Origin of the sequence: Aestuariimicrobium soli, assembly GCF_051192575.1 — a bacterium.
GTDB classification, from domain to species: domain Bacteria; phylum Actinomycetota; class Actinomycetes; order Propionibacteriales; family Propionibacteriaceae; genus Aestuariimicrobium; species Aestuariimicrobium soli.
Genome location: NZ_JBPJSQ010000002.1, coordinates 433,107 through 450,997, shown reverse-complemented (window position 1 = coordinate 450,997; position 17,891 = coordinate 433,107). Strand labels below are relative to the sequence as shown.

General features: G+C 69.3%; 17 protein-coding genes. 6 read left to right on the top strand and 11 right to left on the bottom strand.

Annotation, left to right across the window (positions count from 1 at the left end; all coding sequences use genetic code 11):
* Window positions 1-56: 56 nt before the first annotated feature.
* The 4 genes from ACSDQ9_RS03390 to ACSDQ9_RS03375 all read right to left on the bottom strand — a co-directional run bounded on the left by ACSDQ9_RS03390 (window position 57) and on the right by ACSDQ9_RS03375 (window position 5,361).
* Window positions 57-1,151, bottom strand: a complete 1,095-nt coding sequence (locus ACSDQ9_RS03390) for a substrate-binding domain-containing protein (protein ID WP_435143551.1) — start codon at window positions 1,149-1,151, stop codon at window positions 57-59.
* Window positions 1,152-1,209: 58 nt separating this feature from the next.
* On the bottom strand, window positions 1,210-2,460 hold the full coding sequence (gene mmsB / locus ACSDQ9_RS03385; RefSeq protein WP_435143549.1) for a multiple monosaccharide ABC transporter permease: 1,251 nt from the start codon (window positions 2,458-2,460) through the stop codon (window positions 1,210-1,212).
* Window positions 2,457-4,052, bottom strand: a complete 1,596-nt coding sequence (mmsA, locus tag ACSDQ9_RS03380) for a multiple monosaccharide ABC transporter ATP-binding protein (protein WP_435143546.1) — start codon at window positions 4,050-4,052, stop codon at window positions 2,457-2,459. Before mmsA ends, mmsB begins: the two co-directional genes overlap by 4 nt.
* Before the next feature lie 145 nt (window positions 4,053-4,197).
* Window positions 4,198-5,361, bottom strand: a complete 1,164-nt coding sequence (locus ACSDQ9_RS03375) for an ROK family transcriptional regulator (RefSeq protein ID WP_435143543.1) — start codon at window positions 5,359-5,361, stop codon at window positions 4,198-4,200.
* A 124-nt stretch (window positions 5,362-5,485) separates the two neighbouring features.
* Here ACSDQ9_RS03375 and ACSDQ9_RS03370 point away from each other — a divergent pair, with 124 nt between their 5' ends.
* Window positions 5,486-5,833 carry a hypothetical protein gene (locus ACSDQ9_RS03370; protein WP_435143541.1) on the top strand — a complete coding sequence of 116 codons (348 nt, stop codon included), beginning with the start codon at window positions 5,486-5,488 and terminating at the stop codon, window positions 5,831-5,833.
* Here ACSDQ9_RS03370 and ACSDQ9_RS03365 read toward each other — a convergent pair.
* Window positions 5,814-6,626 carry an isoprenyl transferase gene (locus ACSDQ9_RS03365; protein ID WP_435143538.1) on the bottom strand — a complete coding sequence of 271 codons (813 nt, stop codon included), beginning with the start codon at window positions 6,624-6,626 and terminating at the stop codon, window positions 5,814-5,816. The two genes, ACSDQ9_RS03370 and ACSDQ9_RS03365, sit on opposite strands and share 20 nt — an antisense overlap.
* Entirely contained in the window at window positions 6,623-7,720 is a 1,098-nt protein-coding gene (locus ACSDQ9_RS03360; protein ID WP_435143536.1) for a substrate-binding domain-containing protein, read from the bottom strand. Before ACSDQ9_RS03360 ends, ACSDQ9_RS03365 begins: the two co-directional genes overlap by 4 nt.
* Window positions 7,721-7,753: 33 nt before the next feature.
* Between ACSDQ9_RS03360 and recO the strand changes: the two genes are divergently transcribed.
* Window positions 7,754-8,539: a DNA repair protein RecO gene (recO, locus tag ACSDQ9_RS03355; RefSeq protein ID WP_435143533.1), complete on the top strand. Its 786-nt coding sequence runs from the start codon at window positions 7,754-7,756 to the stop codon at window positions 8,537-8,539.
* On the opposite strand, the gene ACSDQ9_RS03350 is transcribed toward recO, so the two are convergent.
* Window positions 8,503-8,913 carry a Fur family transcriptional regulator gene (locus tag ACSDQ9_RS03350; RefSeq protein ID WP_435143532.1) on the bottom strand — a complete coding sequence of 137 codons (411 nt, stop codon included), beginning with the start codon at window positions 8,911-8,913 and terminating at the stop codon, window positions 8,503-8,505. The genes recO and ACSDQ9_RS03350 overlap by 37 nt on opposite strands.
* Here ACSDQ9_RS03350 and ACSDQ9_RS03345 point away from each other — a divergent pair.
* From ACSDQ9_RS03345 to dusB, 3 genes are all read left to right on the top strand, one after another.
* Complete coding sequence (locus tag ACSDQ9_RS03345) at window positions 8,912-9,271, top strand: antibiotic biosynthesis monooxygenase family protein (RefSeq protein ID WP_435143529.1); 360 nt, start codon at window positions 8,912-8,914, stop codon at window positions 9,269-9,271. The genes ACSDQ9_RS03350 and ACSDQ9_RS03345 overlap by 2 nt on opposite strands.
* Window positions 9,272-9,321: 50 nt before the next feature.
* Window positions 9,322-11,466, top strand: coding sequence for an alpha-galactosidase (locus tag ACSDQ9_RS03340; RefSeq protein WP_435143526.1), 2,145 nt, complete (start codon window positions 9,322-9,324; stop codon window positions 11,464-11,466).
* A 170-nt stretch (window positions 11,467-11,636) separates the two neighbouring features.
* Window positions 11,637-12,719 carry a tRNA dihydrouridine synthase DusB gene (dusB, locus tag ACSDQ9_RS03335; protein ID WP_435143762.1) on the top strand — a complete coding sequence of 361 codons (1,083 nt, stop codon included), beginning with the start codon at window positions 11,637-11,639 and terminating at the stop codon, window positions 12,717-12,719.
* Between the two features lie 6 nt (window positions 12,720-12,725).
* Here dusB and ACSDQ9_RS03330 read toward each other — a convergent pair whose 3' ends face one another.
* A complete protein-coding gene (locus ACSDQ9_RS03330; RefSeq protein ID WP_435143523.1) occupies window positions 12,726-13,397 on the bottom strand; it encodes a hypothetical protein in 672 nt (223 codons plus the stop codon).
* 125 nt (window positions 13,398-13,522) lie between these two features.
* Between ACSDQ9_RS03330 and ACSDQ9_RS03325 the strand changes: the two genes are divergently transcribed.
* The gene (locus ACSDQ9_RS03325; protein ID WP_435143759.1) at window positions 13,523-14,629 is read left to right on the top strand and encodes an HD domain-containing protein; all 1,107 of its coding nucleotides are present in this window, start codon (window positions 13,523-13,525) and stop codon (window positions 14,627-14,629) included.
* Here the strand turns inward: ACSDQ9_RS03325 and ACSDQ9_RS03320 are convergent.
* The 3 genes from ACSDQ9_RS03320 to ACSDQ9_RS03310 form a co-directional block, all read right to left on the bottom strand.
* Window positions 14,524-15,765, bottom strand: coding sequence for a glycosyltransferase family 87 protein (locus tag ACSDQ9_RS03320; RefSeq protein WP_435143520.1), 1,242 nt, complete (start codon window positions 15,763-15,765; stop codon window positions 14,524-14,526). The two genes, ACSDQ9_RS03325 and ACSDQ9_RS03320, sit on opposite strands and share 106 nt — an antisense overlap.
* Window positions 15,766-15,827: 62 nt before the next feature.
* Window positions 15,828-17,072 (bottom strand): glycosyltransferase 87 family protein, encoded by a 1,245-nt coding sequence (locus ACSDQ9_RS03315; protein ID WP_435143517.1) that lies wholly within the window; start codon window positions 17,070-17,072, stop codon window positions 15,828-15,830.
* A gap of 41 nt (window positions 17,073-17,113) precedes the next feature.
* On the bottom strand, window positions 17,114-17,872 hold the full coding sequence (locus ACSDQ9_RS03310; protein ID WP_435143515.1) for an ABC transporter permease: 759 nt from the start codon (window positions 17,870-17,872) through the stop codon (window positions 17,114-17,116).
* Window positions 17,873-17,891 lie beyond the last annotated feature (19 nt).

Genomic DNA, 17,891 nt, shown 5'->3' with positions numbered 1-17,891 from the left:
CGGCTCGTCGATCAGCCCTCTGTCGATCAGCCCTGGGTCGATCAGCCCTGGGTCGATCAGCCCTTGGTCAGCGGGCCGAGAGTCTTGTCGTCCTTGTAGACCTCGGCGGCGTTGTCCTGGGTGACGATCTTGGGCTCCAGCAGGTAGGCCGGGACGACCTTCACGCCGTTGTCGTAGGACTTCTCGTCATTGACCTCGGGCTTCTTGCCCTGCTGCAGGTCGCCCACCATGACGATGGAGTGCTGCACGAGGGCGGTGGTGTCCTTGTAGATGGTCGAGTACTGCTGGCCGGCCATGATCGACTTCACCGACTCCACCTCGGAGTCCTGACCGGTGACGACCGGCAGATCCTTGCCGGCCTGCTTGACCGAGGTCATGGCGGCGCGAGCCAGGGTGTCGTTGGGGGAGAGGATGCCGTCGAGCTTCTTCGAACCGGCGTAGGTGCCCGACATGATCGTGTCCATGCGCTTCTGCACGTTCTCGGCCTTCCACCCCTGGGTGGCGACCTGCTGGAAGCTGGTCTGACCCGAGCCGACGGTCAGGGTCTTGTCGTCGATCTTCGGCTTGAGCACGCTCATCGCGCCGTCGAAGAAGACCTGCGAGTTGGCGTCGTCGGGCGAACCGGCGATCAGCTCGATGGTGTAGGGGCCGCCGCCCTTGCGGGCCTTGAGGCCGTCGAGCAGCGCCTGCCCCTGCAGCTGGCCGACCTTGTAGTTGTCGTAGGCCACGTAGTAGTCGACGGCGTCGGTGTTCTTCACCAGTCGGTCGTAGGCGATGACGGTGACGCCGGCGTCCTTGGCGGCCTTCAGCTGGGTACCCAGCTGCGAGCCGTCGATGGCCCCGACGATGATCACCTTGGCGCCCTTGGTGACCATGGCCTGGATCTGGTTCTGCTGCTCTGAGACGCCACCGTTGGCGAACTGCACGTCGGACTTGTAGCCCTCCTTGGCCAGGCCGTCCTTGAACAGGTTCTCGGCGAGCACCCAGTTCTCCGACGTCTTCTGCGGCAGCGCGACCCCGATCAGGGAGTCCTTGGCGAAGCCGGCGGCGGCCGAGCCAGCGTCGGTGCTGCCCTCGCGGCCGCCACAGCCTGACAGGGCGAGTGCGGCGGCCGCCACCAGGGCGACGGCAGCCTTCGTGATGTTCCTCATGGTTCCTCTTCTTGGTTGGGATGAGTGGAGTCGTGGGTGGGTGGAGCCGGTGAGTGGCTCACCGGTCGGCGGCGGTGCCGACCTGATCTGGGGTGGGTTGGCGACGCTGCAGCCCGCGCATCAGCAGGCCGGTGATCGAGGGCTTGCCCTGCGACTTGTTGTAGACGTCGAAGGCCACGGCGACGAGCAGCACCAGTCCCTTGATGACCGAGGTGGTGTCGGCTCCGACGCCCATCAGTTGCAGGCCGTTGTTCAGCACGGCCATCACCAGGCCACCGATCATCGAGCCGACCACGGTGCCCACACCGCCCGAGACGGCGGCGCCACCGATGAACACGGCCGCGATCGCGTCGAGCTCCCAGCCGGTGCCGTCGAACGGCCCCGAGGCGGTGGAGCGAGCGACGAAGATCATGCCCGCGAGGGCGGCCAGCACCGACATGTTGACCATCACCAGGAAGTCGATGCGCTTGGTCTTCACGCCCGACAGTTGGGCCGCGTGGCGGTTGCCGCCGACGGCGTAGACGTGGCGGCCGACGATGGTGCGGCCCGCGACGAAGCTGTAGACGAGCACCAGCGCCACGAGAATCAGGCCGGCGATCGGGAACGAGGTGCCGGATCGTCCGGTGGCGAACATGTAGGTCAGGTAGAAGATGACCGCGGCCAGCACGACCAGTTGCACGAGGGTCACCGAGAGCGGACGAAGCGCCACCCCCAGTCGGGCCTGCTGACCACGGCGGCGCAGGGTGAAGAAGACCACCAGCGCGATCGAGGCGAGGCCCAGCAGCATCGTCAGGTTGTTGAACCCGGTGTCGGGGCCGATCTCGGGCAGGTAGCCGGCGCCGATCTGCTGGAAGGCGTCGGAGACCGGGATGGTGTTCGACTTGCCCAGCATCTGGTTGAGGCCGCGGAAGAGCATCATGCCGGCCAGCGTCACGATGAACGCGGGGATGCCGACGTAGGCCACCCAGAATCCCTGCCAGATGCCGATCAGCGCACCGATCACCAGGCCGGCGATGATGCCGACCCACCACGGCAGGTGCCAGTCGCGCATCATCAGCGCGACGGCGATGCCGGTGACGGCGGCCACCGAGCCCACCGACAGGTCGATGTGCCCGGCGATGATCACCAGCACCATGCCGATGGCCAGCACCAGGATGTAGGAGTTGCCGTTGAGCAGGTTCATCAGGTTGGTCGGGGTGAGCACCCGGCCGCCCGACTGCCACTGGAAGTACAGCACCAGGGCCAGCAGGGCGAACAGCATGCCGAACTGCCGGATGTCGCCGGAGAACAGTTGCTTCAGGAAGGTCATTCGACGGTCTCCTCAGTGGGCAGGGCCAGCAGGTCTTCGGCCTTGGCGTTGTCGTCTGTCTTGGTGGTGCCGACCGTCATCAGCCGCATCAGCGACTCCTGGTCGGCCCCGCCGCGCGTGAGGCAGCCGGTGATGCGCCCCTCGGCGATGGTGTAGATCCGGTCACACAGTCCGAGCAGTTCGGGAAGCTCCGACGAAATCACCACGACGCCCTTCCCGCCGTCGGCGAGGCGCTGGATGATGCCGTAGATCTCGTACTTGGCGCCGACGTCGATGCCGCGGGTGGGCTCGTCCAGAATCAGCACCTCGGGCTGGGTGAACAGCCACTTGGCGAGCACGACCTTCTGCTGGTTGCCGCCCGACAGCTTGCTGACCCGTTCCTTGACGCTGGGCGTCTTGGTGCGCAGCGAGCGGCGGTAGTCCTCGGCGACGGCGTGCTCCCGGTCACGGTCGACCACTCCCCGCTGGCTGATCCGCTCGAGGTCGGCGATCACCGTGGTGGCCTGGATGGTGTCGAGCGGGTTGAAGCCCAGGGTCTTGCGATCCTCGGTGACATAGGCGAGTCCCGCCCGGATGGCGCTCGAGACGCTGGACAGGTTGGCTGGCTGGCCGTGGATGAGGGCCTCGCCCGACACGTACTGGCCGTAGCTGCGGCCGAACAGCGACCGGGCGAGCTCGGTTCGTCCGGCACCCATCAGCCCGGCGAAGCCCACGATCTCGCCGCGGTGCACGGTGAACGAGTTGCCCTTGCTGACCAGCCGATCGGTCACCTGGGGGTGACGCACCGTCCAGTCGCGCACCTCGAACAGCACCTCACCGATGTTCGGGGTGTGGTCGGGGAAGCGGCTCGACAGCGGACGACCGACCATGCCCCGGATCACCCGGTCCTCGTCGATGTCGGCGGTGACCGGGAAACTCTCCACGGTGCGTCCGTCGCGCAGGATGGTGATGGAGTCGGCCACGGCGGTGATCTCGTTGAGCTTGTGGCTGATCATGATGCAGGTGACCCCGCGGTCACGCAGCCCGCGCAGCAGGTCGAGCAGGTGGGCCGAGTCGGTCTCGTTGAGGGCGGCGGTCGGCTCGTCCAGAATCAGGAGCTTGACGTTCTTGCTCATCGCCTTGGCGATCTCGACGAGCTGCTGCTTGCCGACGCCGATGTTCTTGATGGGCGTCTTCGGGTTCTCGACGAGGCCGACCCGGGCCAGCAGCTGGGCGGCCTCGTGCTCGGCCTTGTTCCAGTCGATCACCCCGGACGAGGCGAGCTCGTTGCCGAGGAAGATGTTCTCGGCGATCGACAGTTCCGGGATGAGCGCGAGCTCCTGGTGGATGATCACGATGCCGGCGGCCTCGGACTGGCCGATGTTCGAGAACGCGGCGGGGCGTCCGTCGAACTCGATCTCGCCCTCGTAGGTGCCGTGCGGGTAGACGGCCGACAACACGTTCATCAGCGTCGACTTGCCGGCGCCGTTCTCGCCGCAGATCGCGTGGATCTCGCCACGGCTCACCGTCAGGTTCACATCGTCGAGTGCCTTCACGCCGGGAAAGGTCTTGGTGATGTGACGCATGGCGAGGATGGTTCGACTGTCAGTCATCTCACTCCTGGTGACGTCGTTGTCAGTTCTGCGGCAAACGTAGGTGTTCGACGCCTTGCGGTCAACTCTTGAACGCAAGCTACTCCGGGGGGTGGCGCGCCGCCGCGAGGGGGTCTCCTTTGTGGTGGCCGCCCACGGCGTGGGTTCAGGCGGTGGCGGCTCGGCTCACCAAGGCCGCCGCACCCATGGCGGCGGCCCGGGGACCCAACTGGCACCTGGCCACCACGGTGGACTGCGCCAACGCGGGGATGGCGCTTCGTCCGAACGCCCGGTGCAGCGGGTCGAGCAGGGGAGGGCCGGCCTCGGCGAGGGTGCCGCCGATCACCACGGTGTCGGGGTTGACCACGGTGCACACGGCGGCCAGCGCGCGGCCCAGGGCATTGCCGACGTCCTCGAGCACACGCAGGGTCGGCAGGTCGCGCTGTCGGGCCAGGTCGACCACCCGCTCCTCGGTGAGGTGGTGCAGCCGTTTGGCGCGCGCGACATGCTGCACCACCACCGCGGACGAGGCCACCGTCTGCAGGCAGCCGCGGTTGCCGCAGCGGCAGATGTCGCCCTGGTGCACCACCTGCAGGTGGGCGATGCGTCCCGCGGCGCCGATCCTGCCCCCGACCAGCCGGTTGTCGATCACCAGACCGACGACGGGTTCCTCGCCGAGGCTCAGGTGCGCAACCGATCCGGCGTTGGCGAAGGGGCCCCACGAGACCTGCGCGAAGGCGGCGAGCGCCGCTGCCGGCGCGAAGTGGCAGTCGAAGCCGAACGTCACCTCGGCGAGGGCGGCGGTGTCGACGTCGTCCCAGATCGAGAGTGCGTCGTCACCCGCGAAGGCGGTGGTGGCCGGTGGCAGACCGATGCTCGCTCCCAGCACGTCGCCGCTGGTCAGACCCAGTTCGCGGACGCGTTCGTCGAGGCGCCGGCGCAGCTGGTGCAGGTGGTCGCTGGGGGTCGAGCCGGTCAGCGGTTCGTCGATGAAGGCCAGCACGTCGTGGTCGGTGCGGGCGAGCAGCAGCCGCAGCCGCCCCTCGCTGAGGTCGGCACCCATGCAGACGCGGGGGTCGGCACGCAGGGCGATCTCCATGGCACGCCGTCCCGAGTCGATGACCGGGGTGGTGGTGATGCGGCTCTCGGAGCTCAGCTCGCGCACGATGTTCGAGATGGTGCCCGTCGACAGGCCCGTCAGCCGGGCGAGTCTGGCCTGGGTGGTGGGACCCCGCTGGGCCAGCGTCTCGACGACCCGCTGGGTGTTCTGGCGGCGCAGGGCCGGCTGTGACCCGGGCTTGCGCCGTGTCTGCTTGGCCTGACCCGACATGCTCGACAGTGTGGGGGAGGGTTCCGCTTGTCGTCAATCAGTGAACGCAAGGGCCGGACCCACGCCCTGCCACCCACGCCCTGTCACCCACGCCCTGTCACCCACGCCCTGTCACACTGGACCGATGGAGACGTCACGACGGACGAAGGTCTGGTGGGTGGGAGCCCTCGCCATCGCGGGCTGCCTGGTGAGCGTGCTGGCCGCTGGCGTCTGCCTGTCGCAGGCGCAGACGCCGATCTGGCTGCCGCCGTCCAACGGCAGCACCCAGTCCATCGAGACGAACGTCACCAACGGCGGCATGATCGCCTGGGGTGTCACGGCGGTGGTGTGTGCCGTCGCCTACGCGATCGCCGCCGTGCTGGCGTTCACCCGGGGCCTGTCGACCAGATCGTGGCTCCCGTTGGTGTGCTTGGCGTTCCCGGCGGTGATGGCCTGGTTCGCCGGGGCCAGCTTCACCGCGCCGGTCGGTTGACCTGCTCGCCGGGGTTGACCTCGTTGGGAACGGCCCCCCCGAAGCGGCGGTCGCGGTTGACGTACAACTCGACGGCCCGCCACAGGTCGCGGCGATCGAAGTCTGGCCACAGCCGGTCGAGGAAGACCATCTCGGCATAGGCCGACTGCCAGACCAAGAAGTTGCTCGTCCGTTGTTCACCCGACGACCGCACGAACAGGTCGACCTCGGGCACGTCGGGGCAGTACAGGTACTTCTCGAAGCGTTCCTCCGAGATGCGTTCGGGGTCGATCCGACCGGCGCGGGCGTCGGCCGCGATTCGGCGCACGGCATCGACGATCTCGGCTCGTCCGCCGTAGTTGACGCAGAACTGCAGTGTCAGCGTGGTGTTGTGCCTCGACTGCTCCTCGGCGGTCTTGAGTTCGTTGATCACCGATCGCCACAGCCGCGGCTCGCGGCCGGCCCACCGGATGCGCACGCCCATCGCGTCCAACTCGTCGCGGCGGCGGTGGATGACGTCGCGATTGAACCCCATCAACCAGCGCACCTCGTCGGGGGAACGCTTCCAGTTCTCGGTCGAGAAGGCGTAGGCCGACAGGTAGGGAATGCCGAGTTCGATGGCGCCCGCGATCACGTCGAACAGGGCGTCCTCGCCGCGGGCATGCCCCTCGGTGCGCTTCAGGCCGCGCTGTTTCGCCCAGCGGCCGTTGCCGTCCATCACGATCGCGACGTGACGAGGCAGGTCCTTGCCCGCGATCGCTGGCGGACGAGCCCCGCTCGGGTGGGGCTCGGGTGGGCGCGGGGTGGGGGTCATGATCCTCCCAGGAGGGCCAGCAGGTCGGGTGCGTCGGCGAGGGTGGTGGCGGCGTTCTCGCGCGTCACCGAGATCGGGGTCACGAAGACGGCCGTCACCGAGAACGGCCGGTTCTCCCAGCTGCGGCGCGGCGAGGTGACCAGAGCCTTGCCCGATCGCAGCGTCTGGAGCGTGGTGGCCACCTCGGGGGCGAGCACCTGCGGATCGCGGTACTCGGTGGCCACGATCTGCCCCGCCGCCAGCGCCCGGATGCCGTCGGGGGTGGCCCCCGCCGAAACCATCAGGGGGAGAGGTCGTCCGCTGCGCTCGAACGCCTCGCGGGCCGGGGCGATGTAGGCATCGGTGGGCAACAGCAGCCCGTCCATGGGCTGGTTCATGAACGTGGCCTGGATGGTGGTGGTCAGCTGGTCGATGACCCCGGCGTCGGTGGCCCCCGGCACCTCCACCTGGGTGTAGGCCAATCGTCCGGTCTTGGTGATGGTGGGCGAGGTCGACTCATAGGGCAGGCGTTGGATGACGCTGCCCCGCAGGCGGGCGACCCCCGCTCGGTCGCCGGGCGCCAGCCCGAGGCTCTCGACGTTCCAGCGCCGGCCGTCAGTGGGGCCCAGCGCCTCGGTCAGGGCGGCCGCCTGCAGGAAGCCGCCGGCCCAGTCGTCCCAACCGACGAAGACGGTGCAGGCCCCGGGTTCAACGGGGCGTTCGCCGACGCAGAGCACGCTCGCGCCGGCCTTCTTCAGCGTGGTCAACTCGTCGCTGGGCTGGTTCTGGTGGGGCAGCTCGACCACCACGGTGGCGGCGGGCTGGGCGCTCATCGTCCGCAGGGCGGCGCGCAGGTCGCCCGGCTGCGCCACCTCGGTGACCGTGGCCTTGATCGACCGCTCGGCGAGGGCGGCCGCCAGGGGTTCCTTCAGTCCGGGGTGCCCCCAGGTCGCTGCCGAAGGCTGGGTCTGCGGCGCCAGCACCACCGCCTGCACCGAGCCGGTGCGGGCGAACTCGACGGTCGTGGACGCCGCATTGCTCTTGTCGGCACAGCCCGACAGCGCCAGGGCGGTGGCGACGGCCACGACACCGATGACACCCCAGCTGCGCTTCACCCGTTCAGCGTATCCGGTGGGAGAATGGACGACATGCCCAGCTACCGTGACGACGCCATCGTGCTGCGCACCCACAAGCTGGGCGAGGCCGACCGCATCATCACGCTCCTCACCCGCCGCCACGGCAAGGTGCGCGCCGTCGCCCGTGGCGTGCGGCGCACCACGTCGAAGTTCGGGGGCAGGCTCGAACCGTTCCGCCACATCGACCTGCAGGTGATCGAGGGGCGCAGCCTCGACATCTGCGGTCAGGTGCAGCAGTTGCACGCCTGGTCGGAGCCGATCCTCGCCGACTACGAGCGGTTCACCGCCGGTCAGGTGATGCTCGAGACGGCCGACCGGCTCGTCAGCGTCGAGAACGAACCGGCCCTGCGGCACTACCTGCTGCTGGCGGGGGCCCTGCGGGTGCTGGGTGAGGGCACCACCGATGGACCCCGGCCGGCCGGCATGATTCTCGACTCCTACCTGTTGCGGGCGTTGTCGCTCGCCGGGTACTCGCCGTCGTTGGAGACCTGCGCGGCGTGCGGACGACCCGGCCCGCACCCGTTCTTCTCACCCTCGGCCGGTGGCCTGGTCTGCCTCGGCTGCCGCGGTTCGGGGGCGGTGCGCGTGCAGGACGGCACCCTGGCGCTGCTGGCGGCGCTCGTCCGGGGTGACTGGCCGGCGACCCGCGAGGCGAGCCCCGCCGTGCAGCGGCAGGTGACCGGCATCGTGTCGGCGTTCGCGACCTGGCATCTGGAGCACGGGCTGCGGTCGTTCAGCCACCTGGAACGCAGTTTCGCCGCTCAGGACGAGGCGGCACAGTCGCTGCACAGCCCGTAGAGCTCGAGCTCGTGGCCGGCATCGGAGAATCCGTGCTGGCGGGCCACCCGCTCGGCCCACGACTCCACCTCGGTGGCCGCGATCTCGACCGTCTTCCCGCACGAGCGGCAGATCAGGTGGTGGTGGTGCTCGCTGGCGGCGCACGCCCGGTAGGCGATCTCACCCTCGGGCTGGCGAACGGCGTCCAGTTCGCCCGTCTCGGCCATCGACTGCAGCGCCCGATAGACCGTCGCCAGACCCACGGACGCCCCCCGCGCCTTCAGCGCATCGTGCACCTGCTGGGCGGTGCGGAACTCGTCGACCTCGGCCACCAGGTCGCGGATGGCCGAGCGCTGCTTGGTGCGGCGGGGCTGGGGGCTGGTCGAGGTGGTCATGGTGGCCCCCATTGTGCCAGCGCCGTCGGGGTGTGGAAATCTGTGGGGCGTGATCGTGCTCAACCGTTTCCGTGTGCCCGACGAGCGCCGCGAGGTGTTCCGCGACCAGGCCGCCGCAGCGATGGGCGTGCTGCAGACCAAGGCGGGGCTCGTCTCGATCGAGTTGGTGCAGAACGTCGACGAACCCGACCTGTGGGCCCTCGTGCACGTCTGGGACGAGGTGGGCTCCTACCGGCGCGCCCTGCAGGGCTATGAGTCCAAGGCCACGGTGGTGCCGATGCTGTCGTTGTCGATCGACGAGCCCAGTGCCTATCTCGCTCCCGAGTTGGTGGGGGAGAACCGCCCGCGAGGTGCCTGAAAGCTGGCTCCCGTCACGGGCCGTCGGTGGTCGCAGCTAGGCTCGTGACCATGGCCACTGCTGCTCCTTCCGCGCTGACCCAGCGCATCCTGCTGACCTCCGATTCCACCGTCGTCGCCCTGCTGGTCAGCAACGGCGACCTGCCCGCCGTGCTGCACTGGGGCGACCCGCTGGGCGACCTCGATGCGGCCCAGTTCGACGCCATGAACGGCGTGCTCGGCGCCGCGATGATGCACAACGGGGTGCCCGGTGACTTCCATTGCGTCGCGATCGTGCCCGAGACCTGGATCGGCTGGACCGGTCGCCCCGGTCTGAGCGGCTCCCGTCAGGGCAAGGACTGGGCGCCCAAGTTCGTCGTCGGCTCGGTCGTGGTCGACGGCAGCACCCCGAACGCGGACGAAGTGGCCGTCGGCCGGGTGCTGCAGGTGACGGCCGCCTGCGAGGCCACCCGGCTCGAGCTCGTCATCGACGTGGAGATCGACGAGGCGGGGCTGGTGCGCGCCCGCGCCCGGGTCACCAATGACGGTGAGGACGGCTACCAGGTGGGCGAGCTCAACGTCGCCCTGCCGGTGCCCTACCGCGCCAGCGAGATTCTTGACACCGCCGGCCGCTGGGGCAAGGAGCGGGTTCCCCAGCGCACCACCCTCGGGGTGGGCGCCCACGTGCGCGAGGGTCGCCACGGCCGCACCGGCGCCGATGCGGCCACCGTCGTGCACCTCGGCGAGCCCGGCTTCGGCTTCGCCAACGGTGAGATCTGGGGCGTGCACGTCGGCTGGTCGGGCAACCACCTGCACTACGCCGAGCGGGTGCTCACCGGTGAGCAACTGATCGGCGGTGGCGAGGTGCTGCTGCCCGGCGAGATCGTGCTGGCCGGCGGCGAGTCGTACGCCAGCCCCTGGGCCTACTTCAGCCACGGTCACGGGCTCGACGCCATCGCCCACCAGCACCATGCGTTCCTGCGTCGGGTGAACCCGATCGACAGCGATCGTCCGGTCACCATCAACGTCTGGGAGGCCGTCTACTTCGACCACGACGCCGATCGCCTGATCGACCTGGCCGAGCGCGCCGCCGCCGTGGGCGTGGAGCGCTACGTCTTGGACGACGGCTGGTTCGGCTCGCGACGCGACGACCACTCCGGCCTCGGTGACTGGGTGGTGTCGACCGACGTGTGGCCCGACGGGCTGCACCCGCTGGTCGACAAGGTGCGGGAGTTGGGCATGGAGTTCGGGCTGTGGTTCGAGCCCGAGATGGTCAACCCCGACTCCGACCTGGCCCGGGAGCACCCCGAGTGGGTCATGCAGGTGCCCGGACGCATGCCGCTGACCTCGCGCCACCAGTGGGTGCTGAACCTGGCGGTGCCCGAGGCCTACGCGCACGTGCGCGACCAGATGATGGCGCTGCTCGACGAGTACGAGATCGGCTACATCAAGTGGGACCACAACCGCGACCTGCTCGACTCGGGCACCGCCCCCGACGGTCGGCCCGCGGTGCACGAGCAGACGCTGGCGTTCTACCGGCTGGTCGACGAGCTGAAGGCCGCGCACCCCGGGCTCGAGATCGAGTCGTGCAGCTCGGGTGGCGCCCGCATCGACCTCGAGGTGATGCAGCACTGCGACCGGGTGTGGGTCTCCGACAACATCGACCCGACCGATCGCCAGCAGATGCTGCGCTGGACGACGCAGTTGCTGCCGCCGGAGCTGATGGGTTCTCACATCGCTTCGGGCGCCTCGCACACCACCGGGCGTCACCACGACATCAACTACCGCGCCGCCACCGCCGTCTTCGGCCACCTCGGCATCGAGTGGGACCTCAAGCAGGCCACCGACGACGAGGTCGCCGCCCTGCAGGCGTGGGTGCAGTGGTACAAGGAGAACCGCGCCCACCTGCTGGGGGGCACCCTCGTGCGCGTCGACACCGAGCCGGGCGTCTTCGTGCACGGCGTGGTCGCGCCCGACAAGGGCATCTTCTCGATCACCCAGCTCGAGATGTCGACCACCTGGACCATCGGGACGATCCGTCTGCCCGGGCTCGACCCCGACGCCAGCTACCGGGTGCAGGAACTGGAGCTGACCCAGGTGCGCATGCCGGTGGTGCAGCCGACGGTGCTCACCGGGCGCCAGCTGGCCACCCACGGCCTGCTGTCGGGGGTGGGCATGCCCGAGCGGGCGCGCATCATCATCGCCGAGCGCGTCTGAGGACGGCGGGAGCCGGGGGGCCGGCAGGACTGCGGGGATCGGGTGGGAGCGGGGTGAGTGGCGGCGTAGAATCGTCCCTCGTGACTGTCGCTCCCGCCCCCACCCGGTTCGCCCCGCTGCGCCTGCACGCGCCGAGCAGGCGCGACGCCGTCGTGACCGAGACGCCGGTCGTGCTGGCCCCCATGGCGGGCATCACCAACCCGGCCTTCCGTCAGCTCTGCCTCGAGCAGGGTGCGGGCCTGTACGTGTGCGAGATGATCACCAGCCGCGGCCTCGTGTACGGCGATCACCGGACGAAGGCGATGCTCACGTTCGCGCCGAACGAGCAGGTGCGCTCGGTGCAGCTGTACGGCGTCGACCCCGGCATGGTGGCTGAGGCCACCACCATTCTGTGCGAGCAGTACGGGGTGCACCACGTCGACCTCAACTTCGGCTGCCCCGTGCCCAAGGTCACCCGCAAGGGCGGCGGAGGCGTGCTGCCGTGGAAGCGTGACCGGCTGGCCCAGATCCTCACCGCCACCGTCGAGGCCGCCGACGGCTTCGGCGTTCCGGTCACCATGAAGACCCGCAAGGGCATCGACGACGACCACCTCACCTACCTCGATGCCGGCCGCATCGCCCAGGATTCCGGCTGCGCCGCCATCGCCCTGCACGGCCGCACCGTCTCGCAGGCATACTCCGGCCAGGCCGACTGGTCGTCCATCGCGAAACTCGCCGAGCACGTCGACCTTCCGGTGCTCGGCAACGGCGACATCTGGGAGGCCCCCGACGCCGTGCGGATGATGGACGAAACCGGCTGCGCCGGGGTGGTGATCGGACGAGGCTGCCTCGGTCGCCCCTGGCTCTTCCGTGACCTCGCCGACGCCATGGCCGGGCGGGACTCCCGCGCCCTGCCCACCCTGGGGGAGGTGGCGGGCATCGTCCGTCGGCACGCCGAACTGCTGGCAGGGGTGATGGGTGAGAAGCACGGGCTGACCGACATGCGCAAGCACATGGCCTGGTACTTCAAGGGTTTCCCCGTGGGCGGTGAACTGCGCCACGCGCTGGCGATGATTTCGACCTTCGACGAGCTCGACGCCCTGCTGGCCCAGCTCGACCACGAGGCCCCCTACCCGTCGGCGGAGCTGGGACGACCTCGCGGCCGGCAGGGCAGCCCACGCCACAAGGTGGTCATGCCGACCGGCTGGCTGGACGACACCTCGGGATGCGAGCTCGACCTCGCGGACGCAGAGCTCGACAGCTCCGGCGGCTGAGGTCGCTCAGCTCGGCAGGTCTGATCCGAGCGCGACGACGAAGACGATCAAGCTGATGATCGGCGCGACGATGGCGAGGATCAGTGCTGCCAGACCCCTGCCCTTGGTGTCGGGGTGGCGCATCGCGCGGATGCCGAGCACCAGGCCGATGATGCCCAGCACCGTCGGCACCACCTGCGCCAGGATCGAACCGCCGAACTCCGCCGCGTAGCTGCTCTCGGCGGCATCCGACGGTCCGCCGAGCGCCATGTAATTGCGGTAGGCCGCGACGCTCCACAGGCTGATGATGATGGAGCTGACCAGTGCGATCCCGACCAGGATCAGCGGCACGTTGCCGTTGGGTGCCGACTTGGCGACGCCAGCGCTGGTGGCATAGGGGTTGGCGCCGTACTGCTGGGCGTAGGGCTGTGCCTGACCGTACGGATTCTGCTGGCCGTACTGCTGAGGCTGCTGGCCGTACTGGGGCTGCTGGCCGTATTGCTGGGGCTGCTGGCCGTATTGCTGGGGCTGCTGGCCATATTGGGGCTGCTGGTCGTACTGCTGTGCCTGCTGCCCATACGGATTGTCTTGGCTGTAGGGAGTGCTCTGCCCGTTGGGGGACTGCCCGTAGGACGGCGGCGGGGCTTGCGTGTAGTCCTGCCCGTACGGGGGCTGATTGCCGGAAGGCTGGTTGGTCATGCGGGGCTCCTCATCGCTCTCGGAGCCAGTATTGCCTACCGTCACCCCGCCCGAGGGCTGGCACACTGGCTGGCGTGTGCGCCGAGGAACCCGATCAGACCCCTGCCGTACTGCCCCCTGCCGTACTGCCCCGTGCCCGAGCCTGGGCTGCCACCCACGCGGGGCACGGCGCCGACGGCGGCGAGGTCGTCCGGGCCCATCGCGACACCCACACCCGCCTCGAGGCGCAGCCGCTGACCCGGGAGGATCGCGAGGAACGGGAGGCACGGCTGCTCGCCCCGGGCGCCACGCGTGCCCACGGCGCCGGCCATCGGGCCGTGCCGGAGGAACCCGACCCGGCCCGGACCTGTTTCGAGCGCGATCGTGACCGCATCATTCATTCGACGGCCTTCCGTCGGCTGGCGGGCAAGACGCAGGTGGTGGTGGCGCCCCGGGACCACCAGCGCACCCGGCTCACCCATGCCCTCGAGGTCGCGCAGGTGGCCACCTCGATCGCGCGCGGCATCGGGGCCAACGTCACCCTCACCGACGCCATCGCCTTGGGGCACGACTGCGGGCACGGCCCGGGTGGGCATGCCAGTGAGGACGCCTTCGACGCGTTCCTGCCCGAGGGTTACGACCACGGCCCCTGGGGGGCCGACGTGGTGCTGACGGGGCTCAATCTGTGCGCCGAGACCCTGGACGGAATCCGCAACCACTCGTGGAGTCGCCCGGCACCGGGCACCGTCGAGGGTGAAATCGTCAGTTGGTCCGACCGGATCGCCTACTGCGCCCACGACCTCGAGGACGCCGTGCACGCCGGCATCGTCACGCTGGCCGACCTGCCCGCCGAGGTCATCGAGCGAGTCGGACGAACCCGGCGCGAGCAGTTGGGCGGCTTCATCCGGGCCGTCATCGCGACCACCCAGCGCACTGGTCAGGTGGGGATGGACGCCGACACGGCCGCGGCGTTGGCCCAACTGCGGGCCTTCAACTACGAGCGCATCTACACCCGACCGGAGTCGCTGGCCCAGTCGCGGGTGGTCGTCGACGTGCTGCACGGCCTGGTCGAGGCCTACGTCGCCCGCCCTGAACTGATGCCGGCCGAGTACCGCACCCAGCTCGACCCGGTGCGTGGTGCCGTCACCTACGTCGGCGGCATGACCGACCGGTTCGCGTTCGACCAGGCCGAGGTGCTGCTCGGCTGGGGTGCCGATCGACTTCCCCAAGGCATCGGACGAGGCCTGAACTGATCCGGGTGGGTGTCGAGCACGGCCACGGCCACACTCACCGCGAGAAATCCCACGAAGGAAACGAACTGAATCAGGAAGGCTTCGGAGCTGATCACGGGGTTGGTGAGATCGAGGGACACCGCCGGCGGGACCCAGAAGCACATCGTCACCCACCACAGGCCGGCGGCGGCGAGAACGACCCAGTACCGCACGGCCCGCGGCTCGGTGAGCACGTGAGCGGCCCAGTACCAGGCCAGCGGGAGCACCAGCACCTGGTAGGGATACTGGGAGACGCTGAGCAGCACGAGACACAGGGACGTCACCGCGAAAAGGCACGCCACGGGGTCGGCGACCCACGTGAGGCAGATCGCGATGAGGGCGAGCGCGAGCGCGGTCAGCACTCCCGTGGTCAGCAGAACCAAGGCGGGGGACTCGGTGATGGAGATCACGAATGGGGAGGAGGTTGAGAACAGAGCCTCGCCAGCCCCCAGGGCCGAGTACGAGGTGAGTCCCTGGTTGGCCACCCCGAGCACGCCCCGGAACCACTGCATCGCGGCCGACGGCCCACCCAAGAGCAGGGGACAGAAGGCGATGGCCACCAGGGATCCAGCCCCGGCCACGATGGCTCGACGGCGGTGGGGCAACCGCCGATGCGCCACCCAAACGAGGTTCAGCGCCGGCCACAGTTTGATCCAGGCGCCCAAGGTCAATGCGAGTGCTGCCAGGCCCGATCTGCCGCGCGAGGCGAGCGCGGCACACAGCACCACTGCGAACAGGAGTAGGAGATCGTTCTGGCCGAGGAACAGCAGCCGGATCGTGGGCCGTGACGACCACAGGGTCTGGTTCGCGCCGACGAAGACCAACGCCTGCTGCCATATTTGAAGGCGTGCCGAAAGGGGCCAGACGATGAGGGCGCACGCGGCGAGACCCGCCATCACCTGAACCGCGAGGTACCCGGTGTAGGGGTTTCCGGGCAGGAGGTCGGACAGGCCAGCGACCAAGGCATTCAACGGGGGATGCACGTACCCCCGGACCGACCAGGGACTCTGGCCGCGAAGCAGGGCTCGACCCGCCGGCAGGAAGTAGTCGTCGAAGTCAGGATGGAAGCTGGATCGGGCTTCTTCCAGGAATCGCTTGAGTGCGAACCGGAGACTCACAGCCACTGCTCCCGCCAGCGCGACCCACTCCCACCAGCGCGTGCGCCGTCCCCCCGAACTGTTCACGTCTGCAGCGTGGCAGCCAGGTCGCTCGGCTGGGCCGCCGATCGACTTTCCCAGGGCATCGGACGAGGGCTCGCCTGACGGGAGCGGGCGTCGAGTACGGCCACCAGCACACTGACTGCCAAGAACCCGAGGAACGCCCCGAACTGCAGGAGATAGGCGCCGGAGGTGAGGACCGGCGTGCCGTCCTCGTGGAGGTGATCGACCGACGGGACCCATGCGAACATGGCCAACCACCACGCCCCGGCCGCTACGAGAGCGACCCAGTGACGTGGCTGCCGGGGCTCCGCCAGTACCGTGGACGCCCAGTACCAGGCGAGGGGCAGTGCGAGCATCTGGTAGGTGTACTGGGACACGCTCAGCAGGATGAGGCAGAGGGGAACGAGGCTCAGCAGGGTGATCACCGCGTCATCCACCCACCACAGGCACAGGGCAATGAGCGCCACCGCCACCGCACTCAGCAGGACGGTGGTCAGGATGACCAGGGTGGGGGACACGGTCAGGGATTGCACGTAGGGCGACACGTCGGAGAACAGCGCCTCCCCGGCACCCAGCGCTGAGTAGGACGTGCCCCCTTGGTTGGCGAGGTCCCGTACCCCGCGGATCCACTGCAGGATCGCCCGCGGGCCCCCGAAGGCCAAGGCGGAGACCACCATCACCCCCAGCGACGCGGCGGCCGCGAGCACCGCCCGGCGACGGTCGGGTAGTCGGCGACGCAGGAGCCACACCAGAGAGATGCCCGGCCACAACTTCACCCAGGCACCAAGCGTCAGGGCCGCTCCCGAAAAGCCAGCCCTGCCCCACACGCAGAGGGCGGCGCTCAACATGATGCCGAGCAGGATGACGATGTCGGTCTGGCCAAGGAAGAGCATGCGGATTGTTGGTCGGGACGACCAGAGGGTGACGCTCGCCCCCACCAAAACTGTGGCCTGTTGCCACACACGCAGGCGGGCGGACAGGGGCCAGACGGCCAGCGCGCACACCAGCGTTCCGGTCAGTACCAGGGCGGCCAGAAAACCGATGTAGGGGTCGTCGCCCGGCAGCAGATCGGAGGCGACGGCGAGGAGGGCCGTGACGGGTGGGTGGACGTAGCCGGTCACCGTCCAAGGGCTCTCACCACGCAGGATGGCCTGTCCTGCGGGTAGGAAGTAGAAGTCGAAGTCCGGGTGGTAGTCCGACTGCGTCTCCTCCCAGAAACGTTTGACCGGAAACCTGAGCGCCACGCCGACGGCTCCCGCCAGCACGACCCACTCCCACCAGCGCGTGCGCCGTCCCCCCGAGCTGTTCACGGGTGAAGTCTGTCAATCAGGTCCTTCGGCACCAACCTCGCCCCCCTGATGAGACGATCGGCCACGCTCACCGCCAGGAACTGCCCGGCCAGGATGCCGATCAGTACCAGCACCTGCGCCGCTCCCGCCTGCACCGGTGAGCCACCACCCAGCAGCACGCCGATGAATGCCCCCGGCAGGGTGACGAGTCCGGTCGTCCGGGTCTGGTCGAGCCCCGGTACCAACGCCTCTGGAAGGTGACGGTGGATGACCTCGTCGATGGCGTCGGCGCGGGGGAGGCCCACGGCGAGGGCGGCCTCGTAGGTGCCGTACTCGTCGCGCAGGGCCGCGAACGCGCGCCGTCCGACCAGAGTGTGCACCGTCATCATGTTGCCCACCAGGATCCCGGCGATCGGGATGATGGCCAGCCCCGTGAACGGCGCCACCCCGAGCCCGAAGATGATCGCCAGCACGGGCACGGCCCCGCTCGCCATCGTCAGCGCCACCCAAGGCCAGCGGTGCAGGGTGTCGGTGCGGCGTCCGGTCGTCCACACCGCGATCACGAACATCAGCACCACGAAGGCGATCGAGGCCACCAGGTGCTGCACCGCGGCGACGATCACGAACGAGACGACGGCCAACTGCGCGACCACCCTTGCGGCGGCCACCACGATCGGGCGGCGCAACGGCAGGCGGGTCCAGGTCGCCGCCGCCAGCGCCACCGCCACGAGCACCACCAGGGCGAGGGCCAGGCGCCACGTCGGTTCCACCGTCACAGCCCGAACCTACGCCCAC

Bases quoted from the DNA above. Each gene is read 5' to 3' on its own strand.
- ACSDQ9_RS03375 (WP_435143543.1), bottom strand. From the start codon at position 5,361: ATGTCGGGTCAGGCCAAGCAGACACGGCGCAAGCCCGGGTCACAGCCG.
- ACSDQ9_RS03350 (WP_435143532.1), bottom strand. From the start codon at position 8,913: ATGACCACCTCGACCAGCCCCCAGCCCCGCCGCACCAAGCAGCGCTCG.
- recO (WP_435143533.1), top strand. From the start codon at position 7,754: ATGCCCAGCTACCGTGACGACGCCATCGTGCTGCGCACCCACAAGCTG.
- ACSDQ9_RS03390 (WP_435143551.1), bottom strand. From the start codon at position 1,151: ATGAGGAACATCACGAAGGCTGCCGTCGCCCTGGTGGCGGCCGCCGCA.
- mmsA (WP_435143546.1), bottom strand. From the start codon at position 4,052: ATGACTGACAGTCGAACCATCCTCGCCATGCGTCACATCACCAAGACC.
- ACSDQ9_RS03370 (WP_435143541.1), top strand. From the start codon at position 5,486: ATGGAGACGTCACGACGGACGAAGGTCTGGTGGGTGGGAGCCCTCGCC.
- ACSDQ9_RS03365 (WP_435143538.1), bottom strand. From the start codon at position 6,626: ATGACCCCCACCCCGCGCCCACCCGAGCCCCACCCGAGCGGGGCTCGT.
- ACSDQ9_RS03345 (WP_435143529.1), top strand. From the start codon at position 8,912: ATGGTGGCCCCCATTGTGCCAGCGCCGTCGGGGTGTGGAAATCTGTGG.
- mmsB (WP_435143549.1), bottom strand. From the start codon at position 2,460: ATGACCTTCCTGAAGCAACTGTTCTCCGGCGACATCCGGCAGTTCGGC.
- ACSDQ9_RS03340 (WP_435143526.1), top strand. From the start codon at position 9,322: ATGGCCACTGCTGCTCCTTCCGCGCTGACCCAGCGCATCCTGCTGACC.
- ACSDQ9_RS03330 (WP_435143523.1), bottom strand. From the start codon at position 13,397: ATGACCAACCAGCCTTCCGGCAATCAGCCCCCGTACGGGCAGGACTAC.